This is a genomic window from Clostridium aminobutyricum (assembly GCF_017255415.1).
Lineage (GTDB): Bacteria > Bacillota > Clostridia > Peptostreptococcales > Anaerovoracaceae > Aminipila > Aminipila aminobutyrica.
Genome location: NZ_JAFJZZ010000001.1, coordinates 156,428 through 175,303 on the forward strand (window position 1 = coordinate 156,428; position 18,876 = coordinate 175,303).

The 18,876-nt window shown below is 41.8% G+C and carries 17 protein-coding genes; all 17 read left to right on the top strand.

The genetic code is table 11. From position 1 onward, the window contains the following. Positions 1-35 precede the first annotated feature (35 nt). The 17 genes from hemA to JYB65_RS00905 all read left to right on the top strand — a co-directional run bounded on the left by hemA (position 36) and on the right by JYB65_RS00905 (position 18,845). On the top strand, positions 36-1,304 hold the full coding sequence (gene hemA / locus JYB65_RS00825) for a glutamyl-tRNA reductase (protein WP_206580687.1): 1,269 nt from the start codon (positions 36-38) through the stop codon (positions 1,302-1,304). 26 nt (positions 1,305-1,330) lie between these two features. Beyond that, positions 1,331-2,611 (top strand): precorrin-6A reductase, encoded by a 1,281-nt coding sequence (cobK, locus tag JYB65_RS00830; RefSeq protein WP_206580688.1) that lies wholly within the window; start codon positions 1,331-1,333, stop codon positions 2,609-2,611. Between the two features lie 45 nt (positions 2,612-2,656). Further along, positions 2,657-3,538, top strand: coding sequence for a hydroxymethylbilane synthase (gene hemC, locus JYB65_RS00835; protein WP_206580689.1), 882 nt, complete (start codon positions 2,657-2,659; stop codon positions 3,536-3,538). A gap of 1 nt (position 3,539) precedes the next feature. Beyond that, positions 3,540-5,051 carry a uroporphyrinogen-III C-methyltransferase gene (gene cobA, locus JYB65_RS00840; protein WP_206580690.1) on the top strand — a complete coding sequence of 504 codons (1,512 nt, stop codon included), beginning with the start codon at positions 3,540-3,542 and terminating at the stop codon, positions 5,049-5,051. A gap of 117 nt (positions 5,052-5,168) precedes the next feature. Beyond that, positions 5,169-5,951, top strand: coding sequence for a nitroreductase family protein (locus JYB65_RS00845; RefSeq protein WP_206580691.1), 783 nt, complete (start codon positions 5,169-5,171; stop codon positions 5,949-5,951). A gap of 64 nt (positions 5,952-6,015) precedes the next feature. Further along, entirely contained in the window at positions 6,016-6,765 is a 750-nt protein-coding gene (larB, locus tag JYB65_RS00850; protein WP_206580692.1) for a nickel pincer cofactor biosynthesis protein LarB, read from the top strand. A gap of 63 nt (positions 6,766-6,828) precedes the next feature. Then, positions 6,829-7,608 carry a nickel pincer cofactor biosynthesis protein LarC gene (gene larC, locus JYB65_RS00855; RefSeq protein ID WP_206580693.1) on the top strand — a complete coding sequence of 260 codons (780 nt, stop codon included), beginning with the start codon at positions 6,829-6,831 and terminating at the stop codon, positions 7,606-7,608. A 359-nt stretch (positions 7,609-7,967) separates the two neighbouring features. Then, positions 7,968-10,664 carry a valine--tRNA ligase gene (locus tag JYB65_RS00860; protein WP_206580694.1) on the top strand — a complete coding sequence of 899 codons (2,697 nt, stop codon included), beginning with the start codon at positions 7,968-7,970 and terminating at the stop codon, positions 10,662-10,664. 64 nt (positions 10,665-10,728) lie between these two features. Continuing rightward, positions 10,729-12,057 carry a bifunctional folylpolyglutamate synthase/dihydrofolate synthase gene (locus JYB65_RS00865; protein ID WP_206580695.1) on the top strand — a complete coding sequence of 443 codons (1,329 nt, stop codon included), beginning with the start codon at positions 10,729-10,731 and terminating at the stop codon, positions 12,055-12,057. Continuing rightward, complete coding sequence (locus JYB65_RS00870; protein WP_206580696.1) at positions 12,017-12,940, top strand: YegS/Rv2252/BmrU family lipid kinase; 924 nt, start codon at positions 12,017-12,019, stop codon at positions 12,938-12,940. The genes JYB65_RS00865 and JYB65_RS00870 overlap by 41 nt, the downstream gene beginning before the upstream one ends. A gap of 26 nt (positions 12,941-12,966) precedes the next feature. Beyond that, positions 12,967-14,052, top strand: coding sequence for a tRNA 2-thiouridine(34) synthase MnmA (gene mnmA, locus JYB65_RS00875; RefSeq protein WP_206580697.1), 1,086 nt, complete (start codon positions 12,967-12,969; stop codon positions 14,050-14,052). A 16-nt stretch (positions 14,053-14,068) separates the two neighbouring features. Then, positions 14,069-14,521, top strand: coding sequence for a GNAT family N-acetyltransferase (locus tag JYB65_RS00880; RefSeq protein WP_206580698.1), 453 nt, complete (start codon positions 14,069-14,071; stop codon positions 14,519-14,521). Positions 14,522-14,741: 220 nt separating this feature from the next. Continuing rightward, complete coding sequence (locus JYB65_RS00885) at positions 14,742-15,494, top strand: polysaccharide deacetylase family protein (protein WP_206580699.1); 753 nt, start codon at positions 14,742-14,744, stop codon at positions 15,492-15,494. Positions 15,495-15,671: 177 nt separating this feature from the next. Continuing rightward, positions 15,672-16,457: a basic amino acid ABC transporter substrate-binding protein gene (locus JYB65_RS00890; protein ID WP_206580700.1), complete on the top strand. Its 786-nt coding sequence runs from the start codon at positions 15,672-15,674 to the stop codon at positions 16,455-16,457. A gap of 215 nt (positions 16,458-16,672) precedes the next feature. Beyond that, a complete protein-coding gene (locus JYB65_RS00895) occupies positions 16,673-17,347 on the top strand; it encodes an amino acid ABC transporter permease (RefSeq protein WP_206580701.1) in 675 nt (224 codons plus the stop codon). Beyond that, positions 17,331-18,053: an ATP-binding cassette domain-containing protein gene (locus tag JYB65_RS00900; protein WP_206580702.1), complete on the top strand. Its 723-nt coding sequence runs from the start codon at positions 17,331-17,333 to the stop codon at positions 18,051-18,053. Before JYB65_RS00895 ends, JYB65_RS00900 begins: the two co-directional genes overlap by 17 nt. 153 nt (positions 18,054-18,206) lie before the next feature. Then, entirely contained in the window at positions 18,207-18,845 is a 639-nt protein-coding gene (locus JYB65_RS00905) for a single-stranded DNA-binding protein (RefSeq protein ID WP_245156551.1), read from the top strand. The last annotated feature ends 31 nt before the right edge of the window (positions 18,846-18,876 follow it).

Here is an 18,876-nt window from a genome sequence, read left to right on the forward strand (position 1 = left end):
GGGAGTTTTGAAGCTCATAAAGAAAGGTGATTGTAATGAATATACGGATGGTTGGAATTGACCATAACATGGCTCCTTTAAGCTGTCGGGAAGCATTCTCCTTTACCAAAGTGGGATGTCAAGAGGCCGTACAAATTATAGGTGAACAATCTGGAGTAAAAGGCTGCGTGTTGATTTCTACCTGTAACCGAACAGAATTGTGGATTAGCGGATACGGACAATGGGGCGGAACGCATCGTGAGATGGATCCGTATGAACTGTTATGCCGCTTAAAAGGACTTGATTTAACAACTTATAAAGATTATTTTGTTATGCGTGAAAATCGAGAGGCGATTAACCACTTGCTGCAATTAACCTGCGGTTTTGATTCAAAGATTTTTGGTGAAGATCAGATTATTTCCCAGATTAGAGAGGCACTGCAGCTGTCCAGACAAAAAGGCTGCACGGATACAGCATTGGAAAAATTATTTCAGACGGCTTTATCTGCAGGGAAAAAGGTGAAAACAGAGGTTCAGATTTCAAGGATCAGCAGAACTTCTGCAAATCAAATGCTGACGATTTTAAAAAGTAAATTCGAAAATTTGAACGGGATCAAATGTCTGATTATCGGAAACGGACAGATGGGCAGGCTGATTGCCAATACGCTCCTTACGCATGGAGCAGAAGTGTCTATGACATTAAGACGTCCTAGACATTGCATGGAAGAACAGCGGTCCGTTATTCCGGAAGGATGCAGGATGATTTCGTATGATAATAGAATACAAGAAATTTCAGAGCATAAAGTAATAGTGAGTGCAACCATGAGCCCTCACCATACGTTAAAATTAGAAGAAGCCAGAGAATGTCTTGGACAACAATCCTATTATATGTTTGATTTTGCTGTACCTAGGGATATTGACCCTAGAATCGGGGAATTAGAAAATGTAGAAATATATGATATCGACAGCATGGGAGTTTCCGATTTAAGAGAATTGAACGGCGAGGGTATGGAACTGGCTTTTCAGATTTTACAGGAGTACCAAGAAGAACTGATTAAATGGTTTGAATTCAGAAAACATGTGGGTAAAATTCAGGGTATTGTCGAACGTGTAGTGGAAGATACTGTGGAAAGATTTTCATATAATACGGAAAAGTTGGAAAGTAATTGCCCTATAAGCGATATAAATGAAGTAGTAGAAGAATCCGTACAAAAATCCATTGGCAAAATATTATACGGGTTAAAGGAAACTTTACCGCAGGATATATGGAATGAATGTATAAACGGTTTGCATAAAGCCGCCATGAAAGAGACACTAAAGCATTAGTCTAGGAATGTTAAGAGGAGAAAAACATGTTAAAAATTCTTGTTTTTGCAGGAACAACGGAAGGCAGAAATTTGGTTGAAAAGCTTTTGGATAGAGGCCATACTGTACACATAAGCGTTGCTACGGACTATGGGAAAGAAGTGTTAGAAGAGTCCTTTTGCATTCCGCCCGGTGAAGAACGTGTTACCGTTCACACGGGCAGACTTTCGATTGAGCAAATGCAGGAATTGATAAAGAGGGAACGGTATGATGTGGTGGTGGATGCGACTCATCCTTATGCAACGGAGGTTACTGAAAATATTCAGGCTGCTTGCAATCATACCGAGAAAAGGTATTTGCGTTTACTTCGCAGAAGTTCGAACTACTTGAATAAAGAAGATTGTGTTTTTGTGAAAAGCATGCAAGAGGCTGTCAGGATATTAAATGAGGTTGACGGAAAGGCCCTGTTAACCATAGGCAGCAAAGAATTGCAGCCTTTTACTCAAGTCAAGGATTTTAAAGAAAGACTGTTTGCAAGGGTCTTGCCGATGGAGGAGGTGCTTAAGAGCTGCTCGGAATGGGGCTTTACCGGAAAGCATCTCATTTGCATGCAAGGTCCTTTTTCCTATGAAATGAATAAAGCCATGTTAAATCAGCTGGGCTGTAAGTACATGGTTACAAAAGACTCCGGGAAAGAAGGAGGACTCCCTGAGAAATACAGGGCTGTGCAAGATGCAGGAGCAGTACTTATTGTGATTGGAAGACCGGAGGAAGGGCAAGGCTTTGAGCTGGAAGAGCTCTTGAAGGTCATCGAAGGAACCGAAGGAGAGGAAGCCTCCTTGAACAGAGCAGATTGGTTCCCGTTGTTTGCTAATATCAGAGACGTCAATGTAGTGGTTGTCGGGGCCGGTAAAATTGCTCAGAGACGAATTGAAACCTTACTGAAATTTTCGTGCAATTTAAAGGTGATTGCAAGGGAAGCCTCTGAAGAGGTATCGAATCTGATAAATAAGATTGAAATAAAAGAGGAAGCGCAAGACAAGCGATTGAATCTGGTGATAAAAGAATTTAAGGAGGAAGATCTTTGGGATGCTCAAATTGCATTGGCGGCTACTAACAATAGAATATTAAATCAACAGATTGGTCAACTATGCAGACAGCGTGGTATCTTAGTAAACGTAGCAGATTCCAAAGAAGAATGTGATTTTTATTTTCCGGGAGTTGTATTGAAAGAAGAGCTTGTTATTGGCATTACAGCAGGCGGTAAAAATCATGCGTTGGCGAAAAAAGCCGGGACATTTATTCGACAGTCGATAGGAGATCTATAGGAAAGTTTTATTAAATATCAATTTTGACGAAGAGAGAGGTAAGCCATGAAGAAAAAAATTGTTATCGGAAGCAGAGACAGCAAATTGGCTATTACTCAGTCGGAATTAGTGATGGGACAGATTAGAAAAGCCCATCCTGATTTAGAACTGGAGCTTGTGACGATGAAGACCACCGGTGATCTGATTTTAGACAAGAGACTGGATAAAATCGGTGGAAAAGGCCTTTTTGTGAAAGAGCTGGATAAAGCTTTGCAGGAAGGGAGAATTGATCTTTCGGTGCATAGCTTAAAGGATTTGCCGATGGAAATCCCGGAAGAACTTCCGTTAGTAGCTTTTTCAACGAGAGAAAAGCCCTATGATGTATTGGTTTACCCGGCAGGCGATCAATTGGTTGATATAAATCTTCCGGTTGGAACGTCCAGTTTAAGAAGAGAACTTCAATTAAAACAGCTGTATCCGAACTGGAAGGTCGCAAGCATTCGAGGGAATCTTCAGACACGGCTTACCAAACTGGATCGAGGGGATTTCAAGTCGATTATCTTAGCCTATGCCGGAATGGCTCGATTAAAGCTAGAAGACCGAATCGGAAAAGTTTTTAGCCCAGATGAGATGATACCGTCTGCAGGACAGGGAATTATGGTGGTTCAAGGACGTGCCGGCGAAGATTATTCCTTTCTCGATTGTGTAAATGATAAATGTTCAGAGGTAGAAGCGCTTGCTGAACGAGCTTTTGTAAGATACTTGGAAGGCGGATGCAGCACTCCGATCGGAGCCTATGCGGAGGTAAAGGGAGATCACATTTTAATTCGAGGATTCTACTATAACGAAAAAACTGAGGAATGCAAAAAGGATAAAATTTCAGGGGCTGTTCAGGATGCTGAGCGGTTGGCATTGGAGTTAGCCAAGCAATTGAAGGGAGACGCTTAAGATGACATATGTAGCAGGGAAGGTCTGGCTGGTAGGAGCCGGACCTTCTGATCCGGGACTTTTCACGTTGAAAGGAAAAGCGGTATTAGAGCAGGCAGATGTAGTGGTTTATGATAAGTTGGTTGGACAAGGTGTTTTGGCCATGATTCCTGAGAAGACAGAACGTATTTTTGTGGGGAAAGTGTCAGGCAATCATCCGGTTCCGCAACAGGAAATTAATCAAATATTGCTCCGAGAAGCACAAAAAGGGAAACAGGTGGTGCGGCTCAAAGGAGGAGATCCGTTTGTATTCGGACGTGGAGGAGAAGAACTGGAACTGCTGTCTCAGAATGGGATTGCCTTTGAAATCGTACCCGGCATCACTTCAGCAGTTGCGGTTCCGGCCTATAATGGCATTCCGGTTACTCATCGGGATTTCGTTTCTTCACTGCACATTATAACCGGACATACTAAAAAGTCCGATGAAGCGGAAATTGATTACGAAGCACTTGTGAAATTGGATGGTACGTATATCTTTTTAATGGGCGTTGCATCAATCCCTAAAATCTGTGCGGGATTGTTAGGCGCCGGAATAGAACCGGACATGCCGGCTGCTATTTTGGAAAGAGGGACGACTGCTCATCAACGACGTATCGTATCGGATGTGAGCCATTTGCCGGCTGAGGCTGAAAAGGCGGCGGTCAAGACCCCGGCCATTATTGTAGTAGGAAAAGTTTGCGCGCTGGCAGAAGAATTTCACTGGGCGGAAGATCGACCGTTGGGCGGACTTAAAATTGCAGTCACAAGACCTCGTGACAGAAGCTCTGAGCTCGCGCAGAAACTTGCACTGCTTGGGGCAGAGCTTGTACTGCTTCCTGCCATTGAAACGAAGGAAATAGAAAATAATGATGCCCTAGAAGAGGCTTTTCATCATATGAATGAATATGATTGGGCTGTTTTTACCAGTCCTGTCGGCGTAGAAATTTTCTTTAATAAGCTGAGAGCGATGAAAAAAGATATTCGAAGTTTAGCAAGCCTTCAATTTGCCGCAATCGGTTCCGCCACGAAAAAGAGTATTGAAGAAAAAGGTATTTTGGTAAATTTAATGCCGCATGAATACAGCGGAAAAGCGCTGGGTGAGCTTTTAACTCAAACCGTTTTACAGGAAGAACAGGAGCGGAGCCGAAAGGTTAGGCTATTGATTCCAAGAGCAAAAATCGGAACGGAAGATGTGTTAAAACCTCTTGCGGCTGCAGGAATAGGCTATGAGGATTTGCCGATTTATGATACAATAGAGTCGTCAGACTGCGAGAATAGGATGGAACAGGATATCGACTATGTTGCTTTTACCAGTGCTTCTACAGTCAAAGGCTTTGTAAAGCAAACAGGCCTTACTGATTTTAAACATATAAAGGCTGTGTGCATCGGGAAAAAAACTGCTGAGGAAGCTGAAAACTATGGGATGCAAATTATTGTAGCAAAAGAAGCTACCATAGATAGTATGCTAGAATGTTTTAAGCAACTGGCTCACTAGATTGACTTGACAATTACATAGAAAAATAGAGGCGAGGACTTATCCATCGATAGGGTACTTGTCCATTTTTAGTTGTCAGCAGTCGACAAAATTAGACAGGAATGAAAGAGGAATAAAATGATTATCATTGATAAACAAAAATGTATAGGCTGTAAAAAATGTGTTGACTTTTGTCCGTTTACTGTTTTAGAAATGACAGAAGGCAAGGCACAGCTGGTAGAAGGAAAAGGCTGCATCAAATGTTTGCATTGCGCTGCTGTCTGTCCTAAAAAGGCGATTTCATTTGGAGAAATGGAAGGAACGTTGGAAGTGGAACTTGCTGAACTTCCGATCAATTTTAGTAAGCTTTTAGAAACGCACGTGATGACCAGACGTTCTTATCGTCACTTCAAGGATACGCCGGTGGACAGAGAAGTACTGAATCATGCTTTATGGTTGGCTTCTTGGGCCCCAAGTGCAAAGAATCAACATCCGACTAATTGGATTGTGATCGATAATAAGGAACTGATTGAACAAATCATGTTACATATTTTGAATTATGTCAAAGAAACAGGGACTTCACCGGAAGTAGTTTCCGAATATGAAGCGGGAAATAATTGCGTTATGGGCACGGCACCGACCTTGCTTTTAGGATATGCAAAGAACAATAAGGTGAATCCGTTGGCGGATACATCCATTGCTTTAACAACCATTGAGCTGCTGCTACAGGCACAAGCAATCGGAACCTGCTGGGCGGGGTACTTAACCAGATTCTGCAATGCTATTCCGCAGTTAAAGGAATTGCTGGAGCTTCCGGAAGGAAGCAGCTTTTATGCAGCATTAATGCTTGGTTATCCGGATAAAGAGGCCTATCCGTCCATACCGGAAAGAGTAAAAAAGCAGGAAGTAAAATGGCTGTAAAGCTTTTTCTGTCTGAAATAAAAAATCAAACTCATTTCGATTGAACGTTCCAATGGAGGAAAGTATGGACAATAAATATTTAGAACAACTCTTAAATAAAGTGGCCAACGGAGAAACGGCTCCGGCAGAAGCGGTAGAGTTACTGAAAAAATTGCCGTTTGAAGATTTAGAGTTTGTAAATATTGATAATCACAGAGGCATTCGTACAGGCTTTCCGGAGGCTGTATTTTGTCAAGGGAAAATGGTACAGCAAGTTGCCGTCATTATTCAGAAGCTTTCGGAAAACAACGACAATATTATTGGTTCCAGAGCGACGAAGGAGCAATATGAAGCAACGAAGGCTCTTGTGCCGGATGCAATCTATGATGAAGTGGCAAGAACCATTATCATAAACAGAAATCCGATTCCTTCATCCGATAAAATTATCGCAATCGTAACGGCGGGTACAGCAGACATTCCGGTTGCGGAAGAAGCCGCCGTGACAGCAATGGTGCTGGGCAATAAAGTGGACCGGATTTATGATGTGGGGGTTGCGGGTATTCACCGATTATTTGCAAAGCTGGACAGAATACGGTCTGCTAATGTGGTGATTGTCGTGGCCGGCATGGAAGGGGCTTTGGCGAGTGTGGTAGGCGGCCTGGTAGATAAACCGGTGATTGCGGTGCCTACCAGCATCGGATACGGTGCTAATTTAGGCGGATTGTCTGCCCTTTTATCCATGCTCAACAGCTGTGCCAATGGTGTAGGAATCGTGAACATTGATAACGGATTCGGAGCGGCTTATCTTGCTTCCAAAATCAATCGAATGGATTAAGAGCCGAGCTAAAGTGAAAAGAAATCAGCAAGATGAAATCATGTAAAAGGATTAGGTAATAAGATGAAGAAAATATTGTATGTTGATTGCTCTTGTGGAATCAGCGGAGACATGGCTTTCAAAGCTTTGTTGGAATTATGTGGAGAGGCAGAGGCTGTAAGGCAGAAAATCGAAACGATTGATGTGGTGCCTCATCACCATCATGAACATACACACGGTGAAGAAAAACATCATGAGCACACACACGATCATCGTGAGCAACACGACCACGAAGGCGGGCATACTCACGAAGAGATACACCACCATCATGAACATATCAGTTATAAAGATGTGAAGCATATTATTGCACACAGCGGCTTGACAGAGGGTGAAAAACAAAGAGCACTTGATATTTATGCGGTAATCGCTAAGGCCGAAGCAAAGGTGCATGAATCAACGATTGAAGACGTGGGTTTCCATGAAGTGGGAAGAATAGAAGCTATCCGCAATATCGCAGGTATCGCTATTTGTGTGGAACGTTTAGGTGTAGAAGAAATCTATTGTTCGCCTGTTCATGACGGAAAGGGCTTTATTCATTGCAGCCACGGCTTGATACCGGTACCGGTACCGGCAGTGATGGCCATGCGGGAAGACTGTGATTATATCTTCGTGACAGATGAAGTGGAAACCGAAATGGTGACTCCGTCCGGATTGGGCGTGCTGATGGGCCTTGGCGCCGTTTGCACGGAGCACATCCCACAGGGTGATTTAGCCAAATCGGTCGAAGTAAAAGGAACCCGAGATATCGGAAAAGACGGCGGATTGAAGATCAGCTTGATGGAAGTGGAAGGACATGAAATATAAACTTGACAAATGCGTTAAATCAGGTAAACTAAACAAGTATAGATGAAGAATCTTATTAAATTAATTGAATAGAAACTATGCAGAAGAGGAGTAGGAAAAAGAGCGCCTGTTAGAGAATGAAATCCATAGGCTGAGAGATTTCAAGGAAAGCGGTTTTTGAAGGTTGCTTCTGATTATATCGTAGTTTACAGACTAAATGAGTGCCGTCGGCTTGGGTTTTACCGGCTCGATGGAATAAAGGTGGTACCGCGGAGTTGAATTCGTCCTTTAGCAAGCAGAATGACTTGTTAAGGGACTTTTTATTGTCTTTATGCCCGAATCTGAAACTGTTAAATAACTTAAAAAAGGAGAAAAAATAAATGGAAAAAAATCTAGCTAAAAATTACAATCCAAAAGATTTTGAAGACAGAATATACGCGCAATGGGAGTCAAAAGGTGCTTTTCGAGCTGAAATTGATCCGGATAAAAAACCGTTTACTATTGTCATGCCGCCGCCAAACATCACAGGGCAGCTTCACATGGGACATGCTCTAGACCAGACGTTGCAGGACGTATTGACACGTTGGAAGAGAATGCAGGGCTTCAGCGCATTATGGCTTCCAGGTTCTGATCATGCAAGTATTGCAACGGAAGTAAAAGTAGTTGAAAAAATCAGAAACGACGAAGGGCTTGAAAAGGAAGATCTTGGACGTGAAGAGTTCTTAAAGAGGGCATGGCAGTGGAAAGAAGTGTATGGCGGCCGAATTACCGAACAGTGCAGAAAGCTAGGCGACTCCTGCGATTGGAGCAGAGAACGTTTCACGATGGATGAAGGCTGCAACAAAGCAGTAAACGAAATGTTCGTAAGACTTTATAATAAGGGACTGATTTATCGCGGAAACCGTTTGATTAACTGGTGCCCAGAGTGCGGAACATCTCTTTCTGATGCCGAAGTAGAGCATGAAGACAAGAACGGGAAGTACTGGTATTTCAGATATCCGGCAGTTGATGGCGGAGAAGGAATCGTTGTTGCAACTTCCAGACCGGAAACGATGTTTGCGGACGAAGCCATTGCCGTTCATCCGGAGGATGAACGATACAAGGAGTTGATCGGCAAGAAGGTACTTTTACCATTAGTCGGTAAAGAGATCCCGATCATAGCCGATACGTACCCGGACCCTGAAAAAGGAACCGGTGCGGTTAAAATTACTCCGGCGCATGACCCGAACGACTTTGAAGTTGGCGAAAGACATAGCCTTGCGAGAACTTCTTGCATTAATCTGGATGCAACGATGAATGAACTGGCTGGAAAATATAATGGAATGGATCGCTTTGAATGCAGAAAAGCGTGGGTAACAGATCTTGAAGCAGCAGGGTATCTGGTGAAGACCGAAGAAAAAGTCATCCCATCCGGCGGCTGCTATCGCTGCAATACAGTTATCGAACCAATGCTTTCCGATCAGTGGTTTGTGAAGATGGAAGGCTTAGCAAAGCCTGCCATTGAAGCGGCTAAAAATGGTACGTTGGAACATGTTCCGGACCGCTTTGAAAAAATTTACTTGCACTGGCTTGAAAACATCAGAGACTGGTGTATTTCCAGACAGCTTTGGTGGGGACACCGAATCCCAGCTTATTACTGCGAGGATTGCGGTGAAATGATGGTTAGCACAGAAGTACCAGAGAAGTGTACAAAATGCGGCAGCACAAATATTAGGCAGGATGAGGATGTATTGGATACTTGGTTCTCCTCCGGCTTGTGGCCGTTCTCTACACTAGGTTGGCCTGAACAGACGGAAGACTTAAAATATTTCTATCCTACCGATGTATTGGTAACGGGTTATGATATTATTTTCTTCTGGGTTGTAAGAATGGTATTCTCTGCCCTTGAAATGACCGGTGAAGTGCCGTTCAAATATGTCTATGTACACGGTCTTGTAAGAGATGCCGAAGGAAGAAAGATGAGCAAATCCTTAGGCAACGGAATCGATCCGCTTGAAGTCATTGATCAGGTCGGAGCAGATGCGCTGAGATTTATGTTAATGACAGGTATTTCTCCGGGAAATGACATGCGGTTTAAGGAGGACAAATTAGAGGCTTCCAGAAACTTTGCAAATAAGCTATGGAATGCTTCCCGTTTTGTCATCATGAACCTTCAGGATGAAGACGGCAATTTCAAAGAAATGGCTTCGGAAGAAACCGGAATGGATCACATTGTGCTTCGGGATGAAGACAAGTGGATTCTTTCCAGAGTGAACGATGCGGTACAGTACGTAACAAGTTCCATGGATAAGTTTGATCTTGCACTTGCGGGACAAAGAGTATACGAAGTAATTTGGAATGAATACTGTGACTGGTATATTGAGTTGGTTAAGGGCAGACTATATGGGGAGGATGAAGAGGACAAGAAGGTTGCCCGGTTTGTTCTTGTAAGAGCTCTAAAAGATATGCTAAAGCTTCTTCATCCGTTCATGCCGTTTATTACAGAAGAAATTTGGGGATTCCTGCCTAAGAATGCACCTGCAAAGGATAATCCGGACAACTTCTTAATCAAGGAAAGCTGGCCGGTAGTTGATGCGAAGCTGACTTATGACGTAGAAGTGAAGAAGCTTGAAATGGCGATGGAGGCGATTCGAAATATTCGAAATATCAGAGCGGAAGCAGAAGCAGCCCCAAGCAGAAAACTAAGAGCGGTTATTCTTTCCACTGGAAAAGATTTAGAATATATCAAAGCAGGCGAACGATATATCAAGAGCCTTGCCAATATTACGGAAATCAGCTTTATCGAGGATAAAGCACAGGTTCCTGAAGAAGTAATGTCCGCGGTAATGGGCGGCGTGGAAATCTTTATTCCGCTGGATGATTTGTTAGATTATAAAGCGGAATTGGAGAGATTGACAAAGGAAAAGGCAAGATTAGAAGGTGAAGTAAAGCGAGTTGTAGGAAAATTGTCCAATCAGGGCTTTGTGGCTAAAGCTCCTGAAAAAGTGATCAATGAAGAAAAAGAAAAGCAGGCAAAGTATGAAGATATGCTGGCTAAGGTTATCGCAAGACTGGAGCTTGTAGAGAAGAAACTGTAGTTCTAAGAGAATAACTATAAATTCAATAGGGTGATTAGAAATGTCCGGAGTGGAGGGGCAATGAATGAATCATGAAACAGCTATTAATAAGATAAAGACCTTTGAACGTTTTGGCAGCCGACTTGGCTTAGAACGCATGCGTATCCTCATGGAGCTTTTAGGAAATCCTCAAAAGGACTTAAACGTCATACATGTAGCGGGAACCAATGGGAAAGGGTCCGTGTGTCGGTATTTATATGAAGCACTTTCGGCAAATGACTATAAAGTAGGACTTTACACCTCTCCTTTTCTGGAAGTGTTTAATGAACGGATTGAATATAACGGTGCGTTAATATCCGATGAAGAGTTGGAGCAATGTACCGATCATGTCTTACAAAAAGTTCAGCTAATGCTGGAACAGGGGATGGATTCGCCGACGGAATTTGAAATTGTGACGGCAGTTGCTTTTGTATACTTTAAAAAATTGCAGGCAGATTATGTAGTACTAGAAGTAGGCTTGGGTGGCATAGGAGATTCAACGAATATTGTAGAAAATCCGCTGGCCTGTGTCATTACGTCCATTTCATATGACCACATGGACCGATTAGGGGACACCATTGAAAAGATAGCAGCAGAAAAGGCTGGAATTATAAAGCAGGGTGTTCCCGTTATCATGAATGTGACGAGGCGGGAAGCCGCGAAGGTTATTGCAAGAAAAGCGTATGAAACTAATGCGGTTTTGGTTGATGCGACAAAGATAAAATATAAGGTGTTTGAACAATCCATGGAAGGGTATACGTTGGATACCAGGATTTTTGGAACAGAGTATACGGATGTTCAGATTCGTATGATCGGGGAGCATCAACTTTCAAACGTGATGACTGCTTTGATTACGCTTGAGCTTCTCAGAAAGCAGCAGAAAATTAAGGTAGAACGAAGCCGCCTTTATGCAGGACTGAAAAGGGCTATTCAGATAGGGCGTTTTGAGGTGATGGAGAAAAATCCGTACATCATCCTTGACGGAGCGCATAACGAAGATGGTGCAAAAGCACTTGCTGAAACGGTGAAATCTTTTCTTTCGGATAAAAAAATTTTGATGGTGATTGGCATGCTGGAGGATAAGGACTATAATAAAATCTTAGATCAGTTTACGCAAGTGACGGATTGCTTCGTTGTTACCGAACCAAATAATCCAAGAAAATTAAAAACTGAAATTCTATATAAGCTTTTAACGGAAAGAGGGCAAAATTGTACTGTAATAGAAGATCCAGCGGAAGCTTATCAATATGCCGAATCGATAAAAGAACAGTATGAGGTTGTATTGTACGCGGGGTCACTATATTTAGTCGGGCAAATTAGGAGGATTTTGAGAGATGATGGAAGAAAAAGGATTGAAAGTTCTACTGTTTTATAATCCCAGTGCGGGAAATGGATTGCTTAAAAATAATTTAGATTATATTGTTGATCGATTTCAAGAGAAAGGCTACTTGGTTGTTCCGGTGCGGGCTTCTAAGGGTGATTTGTTGGACACGGTGTTTCAGAATATGGATCAGAGTCAGTATCGACAGGTGATTGCTGCCGGAGGGGATGGAACAATTAACATTTGCGTCAACGCAATGATTCGAAATAACATTGATTTACCGCTTACCATCATGCCGGCCGGAACTGCTAATGACTTCGCTTATTATTTTGATCTCCCGCATGACATCAAAGAGATGATTGATATTGCTTTGGGAGAGAACTTTACCTATGCAGACGTAGGGAAAGTCAATGACAAATATTTTGTCAATGTAGCGGCGATGGGCATGCTTGTTGATGTAAGTCAGAAGACCGATCCGAATTTGAAAAATACATTGGGGGTTCTTTCGTACTATTTAAAAGGATTGACGGAGGTAACGAACCTCAGGCCGATACCGGTTAAATTGATCAGCAAGGAGTTTACGATTGATGAGAACATGTATTTTATGCTGGTGATGAACGGAAAATCAGCAGGCGGCTTTAAGAGGATTGCGCCTCATTCGGAAGTGGATGACGGAAAACTGGATGTCATGTTGTTTAAAGAAATGCCAATTATGGATTTCGCCCCTCTACTGATTAATATTCTTCAAGGAAATCATCAGGAAAATAAAAATGTAATTTATTTCAAGACAGAAGAATTAACCATTGAATCGCCGGAAGATGTATCGACGGATGTGGATGGTGAAAAAGGGGGAACCTTCCCGTTACACTTTACAATTTTACCAAAGAGGCTTAAAATTTCAACACTTTACAGTCATATGAAAGCACCGATTTGGTAAAGGATTTGATAGTAGGAGATTTAGCAATGGCGAAAGTATTAGTTGGTATGAGCGGTGGAGTGGACAGCTCGGTATCTGCATATCTGTTAAAACAGCAAGGATATGAGGTTAGTGGTGTAACTCTGAAGCTTTTTGATAACGAAGATATTGGCATTGAGGACAAGACGAGAACTTGCTGCTCTTTGTCTGACGTGCAGGATGCAAGGAGCGTTGCGGATCGACTTGGATGCAGACATTATGTATTTAATTACGGGGAAAGTTTTTTACAGGATGTAGTAGGCAAATTTGCTCATGACTATGAAGACGGCAAAACCCCGAATCCTTGTATAGACTGTAACCGATATATAAAATTCAGCAGGATGCTGGAACGTGCATTGTTTTTAGAGTTTGATTACATTGCGACCGGGCATTATGCACAGATAGAGAAAGATCCTGTTTCGGGACGCTACCTCTTAAAGAAGGGAGCTGACCCCAATAAAGATCAGAGTTATGTGTTATATACATTGACCCAACATGAATTATCGAAGACATTGTTTCCCCTCGGAGGCATGTCAAAAGATCAAATTCGTGAAATTGCAAAGAGAGAAGGTTTTATCAACGCATTAAAACCGGATAGCCAAGACATCTGTTTTGTGAAGGATGGAGATTATGCAGGTTTTTTACAGCAGGTCATGGGTGTTGAAGCAAAACCGGGGAACTTTGTTGATAAACAAGGAGATAAAATCGGAAGACATCAGGGAATCATCCATTATACTATAGGACAGCGAAAGGGCTTGTCTCAAACTTTCGGAAAACCAATGTATGTGCTGAAAAAAGACAAGTCCAGCAATACGGTTATGCTTGGAAACAATGAGGATTTATTTGCGCAAGGAATGATAGTAGAGGACCTGAATTTTATCTCCATAGAAAACTTGACAGAGCCTATGAGGATTACTGCCAAAGCCAGATATTCTATGAAGGAAGTTGGAGCAGTAATCGAACCTGCAGAAAACGGAAAAGTAAAGGTCATTTTTGATGAAAAGCAAAGAGCCATCACTCCTGGTCAGGCAGCGGTATTCTATCATGGTGATATAGTCGTTGGCGGCGGAACAATCGTGGAGGCTGTTTATTAAGAAGAAGGAATAGAAAATGCATGGTTTAAGATTAAAATTATCACAGACGAAAGAGTATGATGCGTTAACAGATTTATTTATGAAAAACGGGCTAGAGTTTTCCAAGGAAGAACCGGTTCGCACAGATGTGGTGAAATGTTGGAAGATTACACATGGCGAGGAACAATTTTTAGCGGCCGGATTAGCTCTTGCAAAACGTCAAGGAGAATTTATTATTGATGGCATTGCAGTGGAACCGGAATACAGAAAAATGAAAATCGGTAAGATCATTTTAAACAAGGCCATTGAGGAAGTAAAAACATTGGGAGGCAACCGGATCTTTCTGGTTGCAAGAGCTCCTGAATTTTTCAGAAAACGAGGCTTTGTAACGGTCTCCAGAGAAGACGCTCCGACGTTCTTTGAATGCGCTACTTGCGAACAATATAACGCGACTTGTTACCCGGAAGTGATGAGACTGGATATTCACTAAATAATAGATAAGGGGCTGTCTTAAAAGGATGTGAGTGAACTCATAAGAGCTTTTGAGGAGCCCTTTTTTTTATTGTAAAATACTAGTTTGGAAAGGTTCTATTTTGCTTTCAAAAAATCTGTGAATAAAACGCATATGGTTGTAATCATGTTTTTATTTTAGCGGCATATCATTAGTAGTGTCAAATGTCATAATTGTCCAAGTAGGAGGGATACTATTCATGAAAATATTAGCGAAGGTTATTGCGGTGGTCTTAGCTTTTGGTGCGGTCATGTGGATTTTTCAAGCGGTCAATGTAAGTGCCGCACTGAGCTCGGTTTTGAGCCCTAATCGTGAGCTGCCTATATATAGTGTGCAAACAGCTGAGAAAAAGATTGCGATCAGTTTTGATGCGGCATGGGGAGATGAAAGCACAGTTGCAATTCTGGATATTCTAGACCAATACAATGTAAAAACAACATTCTTCTTGGTAAAGTTCTGGGCGGAAACCTATCCTGCTGATGTAGCGGAGATTCATGCAAGAGGTCACGAGATCGGAAACCATTCGGCAACCCATCCGAAGATGACCGAGCTTTCGGAAGATAAGATGATTGCAGAACTTTCCGAGACTTCGCAGGCAATTGAAAAGATTACCGGGGAGAAAACCACCTTGTTCAGGCCGCCGTTCGGTGATTACAATAATACCGTAATTTCCACCTGTGAAGCGCAAGGCTATAAGGTCATACAGTGGTCTGTCGACAGCTTGGATTGGAAAAACATCTCTACGGAACAGATTGTTGATCGAGTAACCAGAGAGGTGAAACCGGGAGATATCATTTTATTCCATAACAATGCGGAAAAAGTAACGGAATATTTGCCTTTGGTTCTTGAGAATCTTCAAAAGCAGGGATTCAAAATTGTTCCGATCGGGGAATTGATTTACTATAAGGACTATAAAATGGATCATACCGGAAAGCAGTGTAAAACGAAATAAATGAAAGTTTTTATGCATACCATCCAAAAAAGATGGTATGTTTTTTTATACATATTTAAAGAAACAGTGAAAATATACAAAAAATAGTTGAAATTTTGTCCCTTAAGATGTATAGTTAGCCGTGTGACATAAATAATAATGCATATTATGAATAAAATAATAAGAGAGGTACATAAGATGAAAATGAATATGAAAAAAATAGTAGCGCTTGCTCTAGTGATGATAGTGGCGTTTACTTTTGGAGCTTGCGGCGGAGCTGATACAAACAAAGATGCAGATCAAAAACCTGTTTATAAGGTAGCGATGGAACCGACCTTCCCTCCTTTTGATACAACCGATAAGCAAACCGGCGAGCTTACAGGATTTGATGTAGATATGATGGAAGCCATTGCAGAAGATCAGGGCTTTGAATTAAAATGGGAAAATATGAGCTTTGATGGACTGATCCCTGCATTGCAGGCGGGAAATATTGATATTATTGCTTCCGGTATGAATGCAAGTGACGATAGAAGAGAGCAGGTTGATTTTTCCGATACATACTATGACTCAGGGCTAGTGGTAGCGGTAAAGAAAGGCAATACAACCATTACTTCTTTAGGGGCGATTACTGCTGATATGAAGGTAGGCGGCCAGATCGGAACAACCGGTGCAGACCTTTGCCAGAAGCTTCAAACAGAAGGCAAAGTAAAAGAAGCGAAGATCTATAACGGATTGGATGTAGCAGTTATGGATTTACAGAACGGAACAATCGATGCACTGATCAATGACCTTCCGGTGACAAAAGCATATATTGATGCACAGCCTGGCACAATCCAGATCGTTGGAGACGTGTTAAATGCTGAAGCCTATGGAATTGCAGTGAAAAAAGGAAACCAAGAGCTTCTTGATAAGATTAACGCCGGTATGAAGAACATTAAGGACAGCGGCAAATTTGACGAATTATATGCAAAGTGGTTTGAATAATTACTATTTAAAAATTTGACACGAGTATATTAAAAGGTTTGCTTTTTTAAGCAAACCTTTTATTACGCACCTAACATCATTTGCGCAAGCAAAGGTCTGGTAGGTGCTATACGGGAATTCCCCAGCTCAAAGGGCGGCTCATTTACACCTAAGTTCTAGCGGTAAGTGGCTAAAAGGCATAGCATTCACTCGAAATCTACAAGGAGGAATTAGTTTTGAGTAACTATATTGATGGAATAAAAATAGCATATAGTGGATTGGGTGTGACATTACAGATTACGCTTGTTGCGGTATTATTAGGTGTTTCGATCGGTTTGATCGTAGCGATATGTAAAATGTCTAAAAATCTAGTCTTAAGGGCAATAGCAAACGTTTATATTGAAATACTCAGAGGTACGCCGTTGCTTGTACAAGCTTTAATCATTTATAACGGTGTTCCTATGATTTTACAATCCAATGGGATTATGTTTAAATGGGAATATCCGGTTGTAGCGGGTATGATCGCTTGCGGAATTAACAGCTCTGCTTATGTGGCAGAAATTATTCGATCCGGTCTTCAAGCAATCGATAAGGGGCAGATGGAGGCGGCGCGATCTCTTGGAATGGGACATTTTCAGTCCATGCGGTTTATCATTATACCGCAGGCATTTCGAATCATTTTGCCTGCGTTGGGAAATGAATTTATTACCCTAATTAAAGAGAGTGCGGTGCTGTCCGTCATTTCAATTGTTGAAATCACCCGAAAAAGTATGCTGTGGTCATCCGCAACATTTTTGGCGTGGCCGGCTTATTTAGGTACGGCATTTGTTTATTTGACCTTGACAATTCCATTGTCAAGGGGGGTAAGCTTCTTAGAGAGGAGGATGGCACAAAGTGATCGAAGTAAATAATTTAACAAAATCTTACGGAGCCCTACAGGTTCTCAAGGGGATTACTGAAAGAGTGGAAGATGGAGAAGTGGTTTGTGTTATCGGACCTTCCGGTTCCGGAAAAAGTACTTTTCTAAGATGCCTCAACCTACTGGAAGAACCAACGAGCGGAGAAATCTTTATTGACGGAGAGCAGATCAATACGAAGAATGCAAATTTGAATCAAATGAGGCAAAAATTGGGCATGGTGTTCCAAAACTTTAATCTGTTTCCTCATATGACCACTCTTGAGAATATTACCTTGGCTCCGATTCGCGTCAAGAAAATGTCAAAGGAAGAGGCAGATAAAACAGCGAGGCAACTGCTGGACAAAGTCGGATTAGAGGATAAAGCGAATGTCTATCCAAGTTCTCTTTCCGGCGGTCAAAAACAACGTGCGGCAATAGCACGTGCCTTGGCAATGAATCCTGAATTTATGCTTTTTGACGAACCAACTTCTGCACTTGATCCGGAGATGGTAGGAGAAGTGTTAGCTGTTATGAGAGACCTTGCTGAAAAGGGAATGACCATGGTCATTGTAACCCATGAAATGGGATTTGCACGAGAAGTGGCCGATCGCATTTTATTTATGGATGAAGGCGTTATCATGGAACAGGGCACCCCTCAAGAGATTTTCAATGAGACCAAAAACGAACGAACAAAGAGCTTTTTAAGCAAAATATTATAAAATATCAACGACCCTGATGTTCCTAATATAGGAATCAAGGGTTGTTTTTTTCCCTTAGCCAAGATTTCCGCCGGAATCCATAAGAATATGAATAAATCAATTTCTTCTTAATACAATATAGAATACCAGAGAAATCAAGAGGGGGAAAAACGGATGGAAAACGGGCAGGTTAGTGTAGTAGATGAAATGAGGGGAGAAAGCAATCGAGCAGTACTGGTCGGAATTGTTTTAACTGATTTGATGTTCAGCCATAAATCCTATGGCGAAAGTTTTTACATCATCCAATTAGGTATAGACAGGAAAAGCGGATATCGAGATGAAATCAAAGTCATTATCTCTGAAAGACTGATTTGGGATTTATACATAAATATAGGGGATTGTTTGCAAGTGGAAGGACAGGTTCGTACGTATAACGAAGAAACGGAAGGACACAGCAAGCTTAATATTGTAGTTTTTGCAAGAACAATTACTTATTTGGAAGAAGAATTGCCTCATGAAAATAATATCTCACTGACAGGTTTTCTATGCAAATTGCCGATTCGAAGAACTTCTCCTCTGGGACGAGAGCTTTGTGATTTGATGCTTGCAGTGAACAGGATGTATAACAAGTCGGATTATATACCTTGTATCGCGTGGGGCCGGAATGCGACCTATGCAGGCAGTTTGGAAGTCGGAACGAGATTGTCTATTGTAGGAAGAATCCAGAGCAGGGAATATAAAAAAAGAGATGCTGACGGAAATGTGATCAGCAAAATAGCGTATGAGGTTTCCATCCTTAAAATTGAAGAATAATGCCTTATTTGTTGAAAAACACATGGTAATT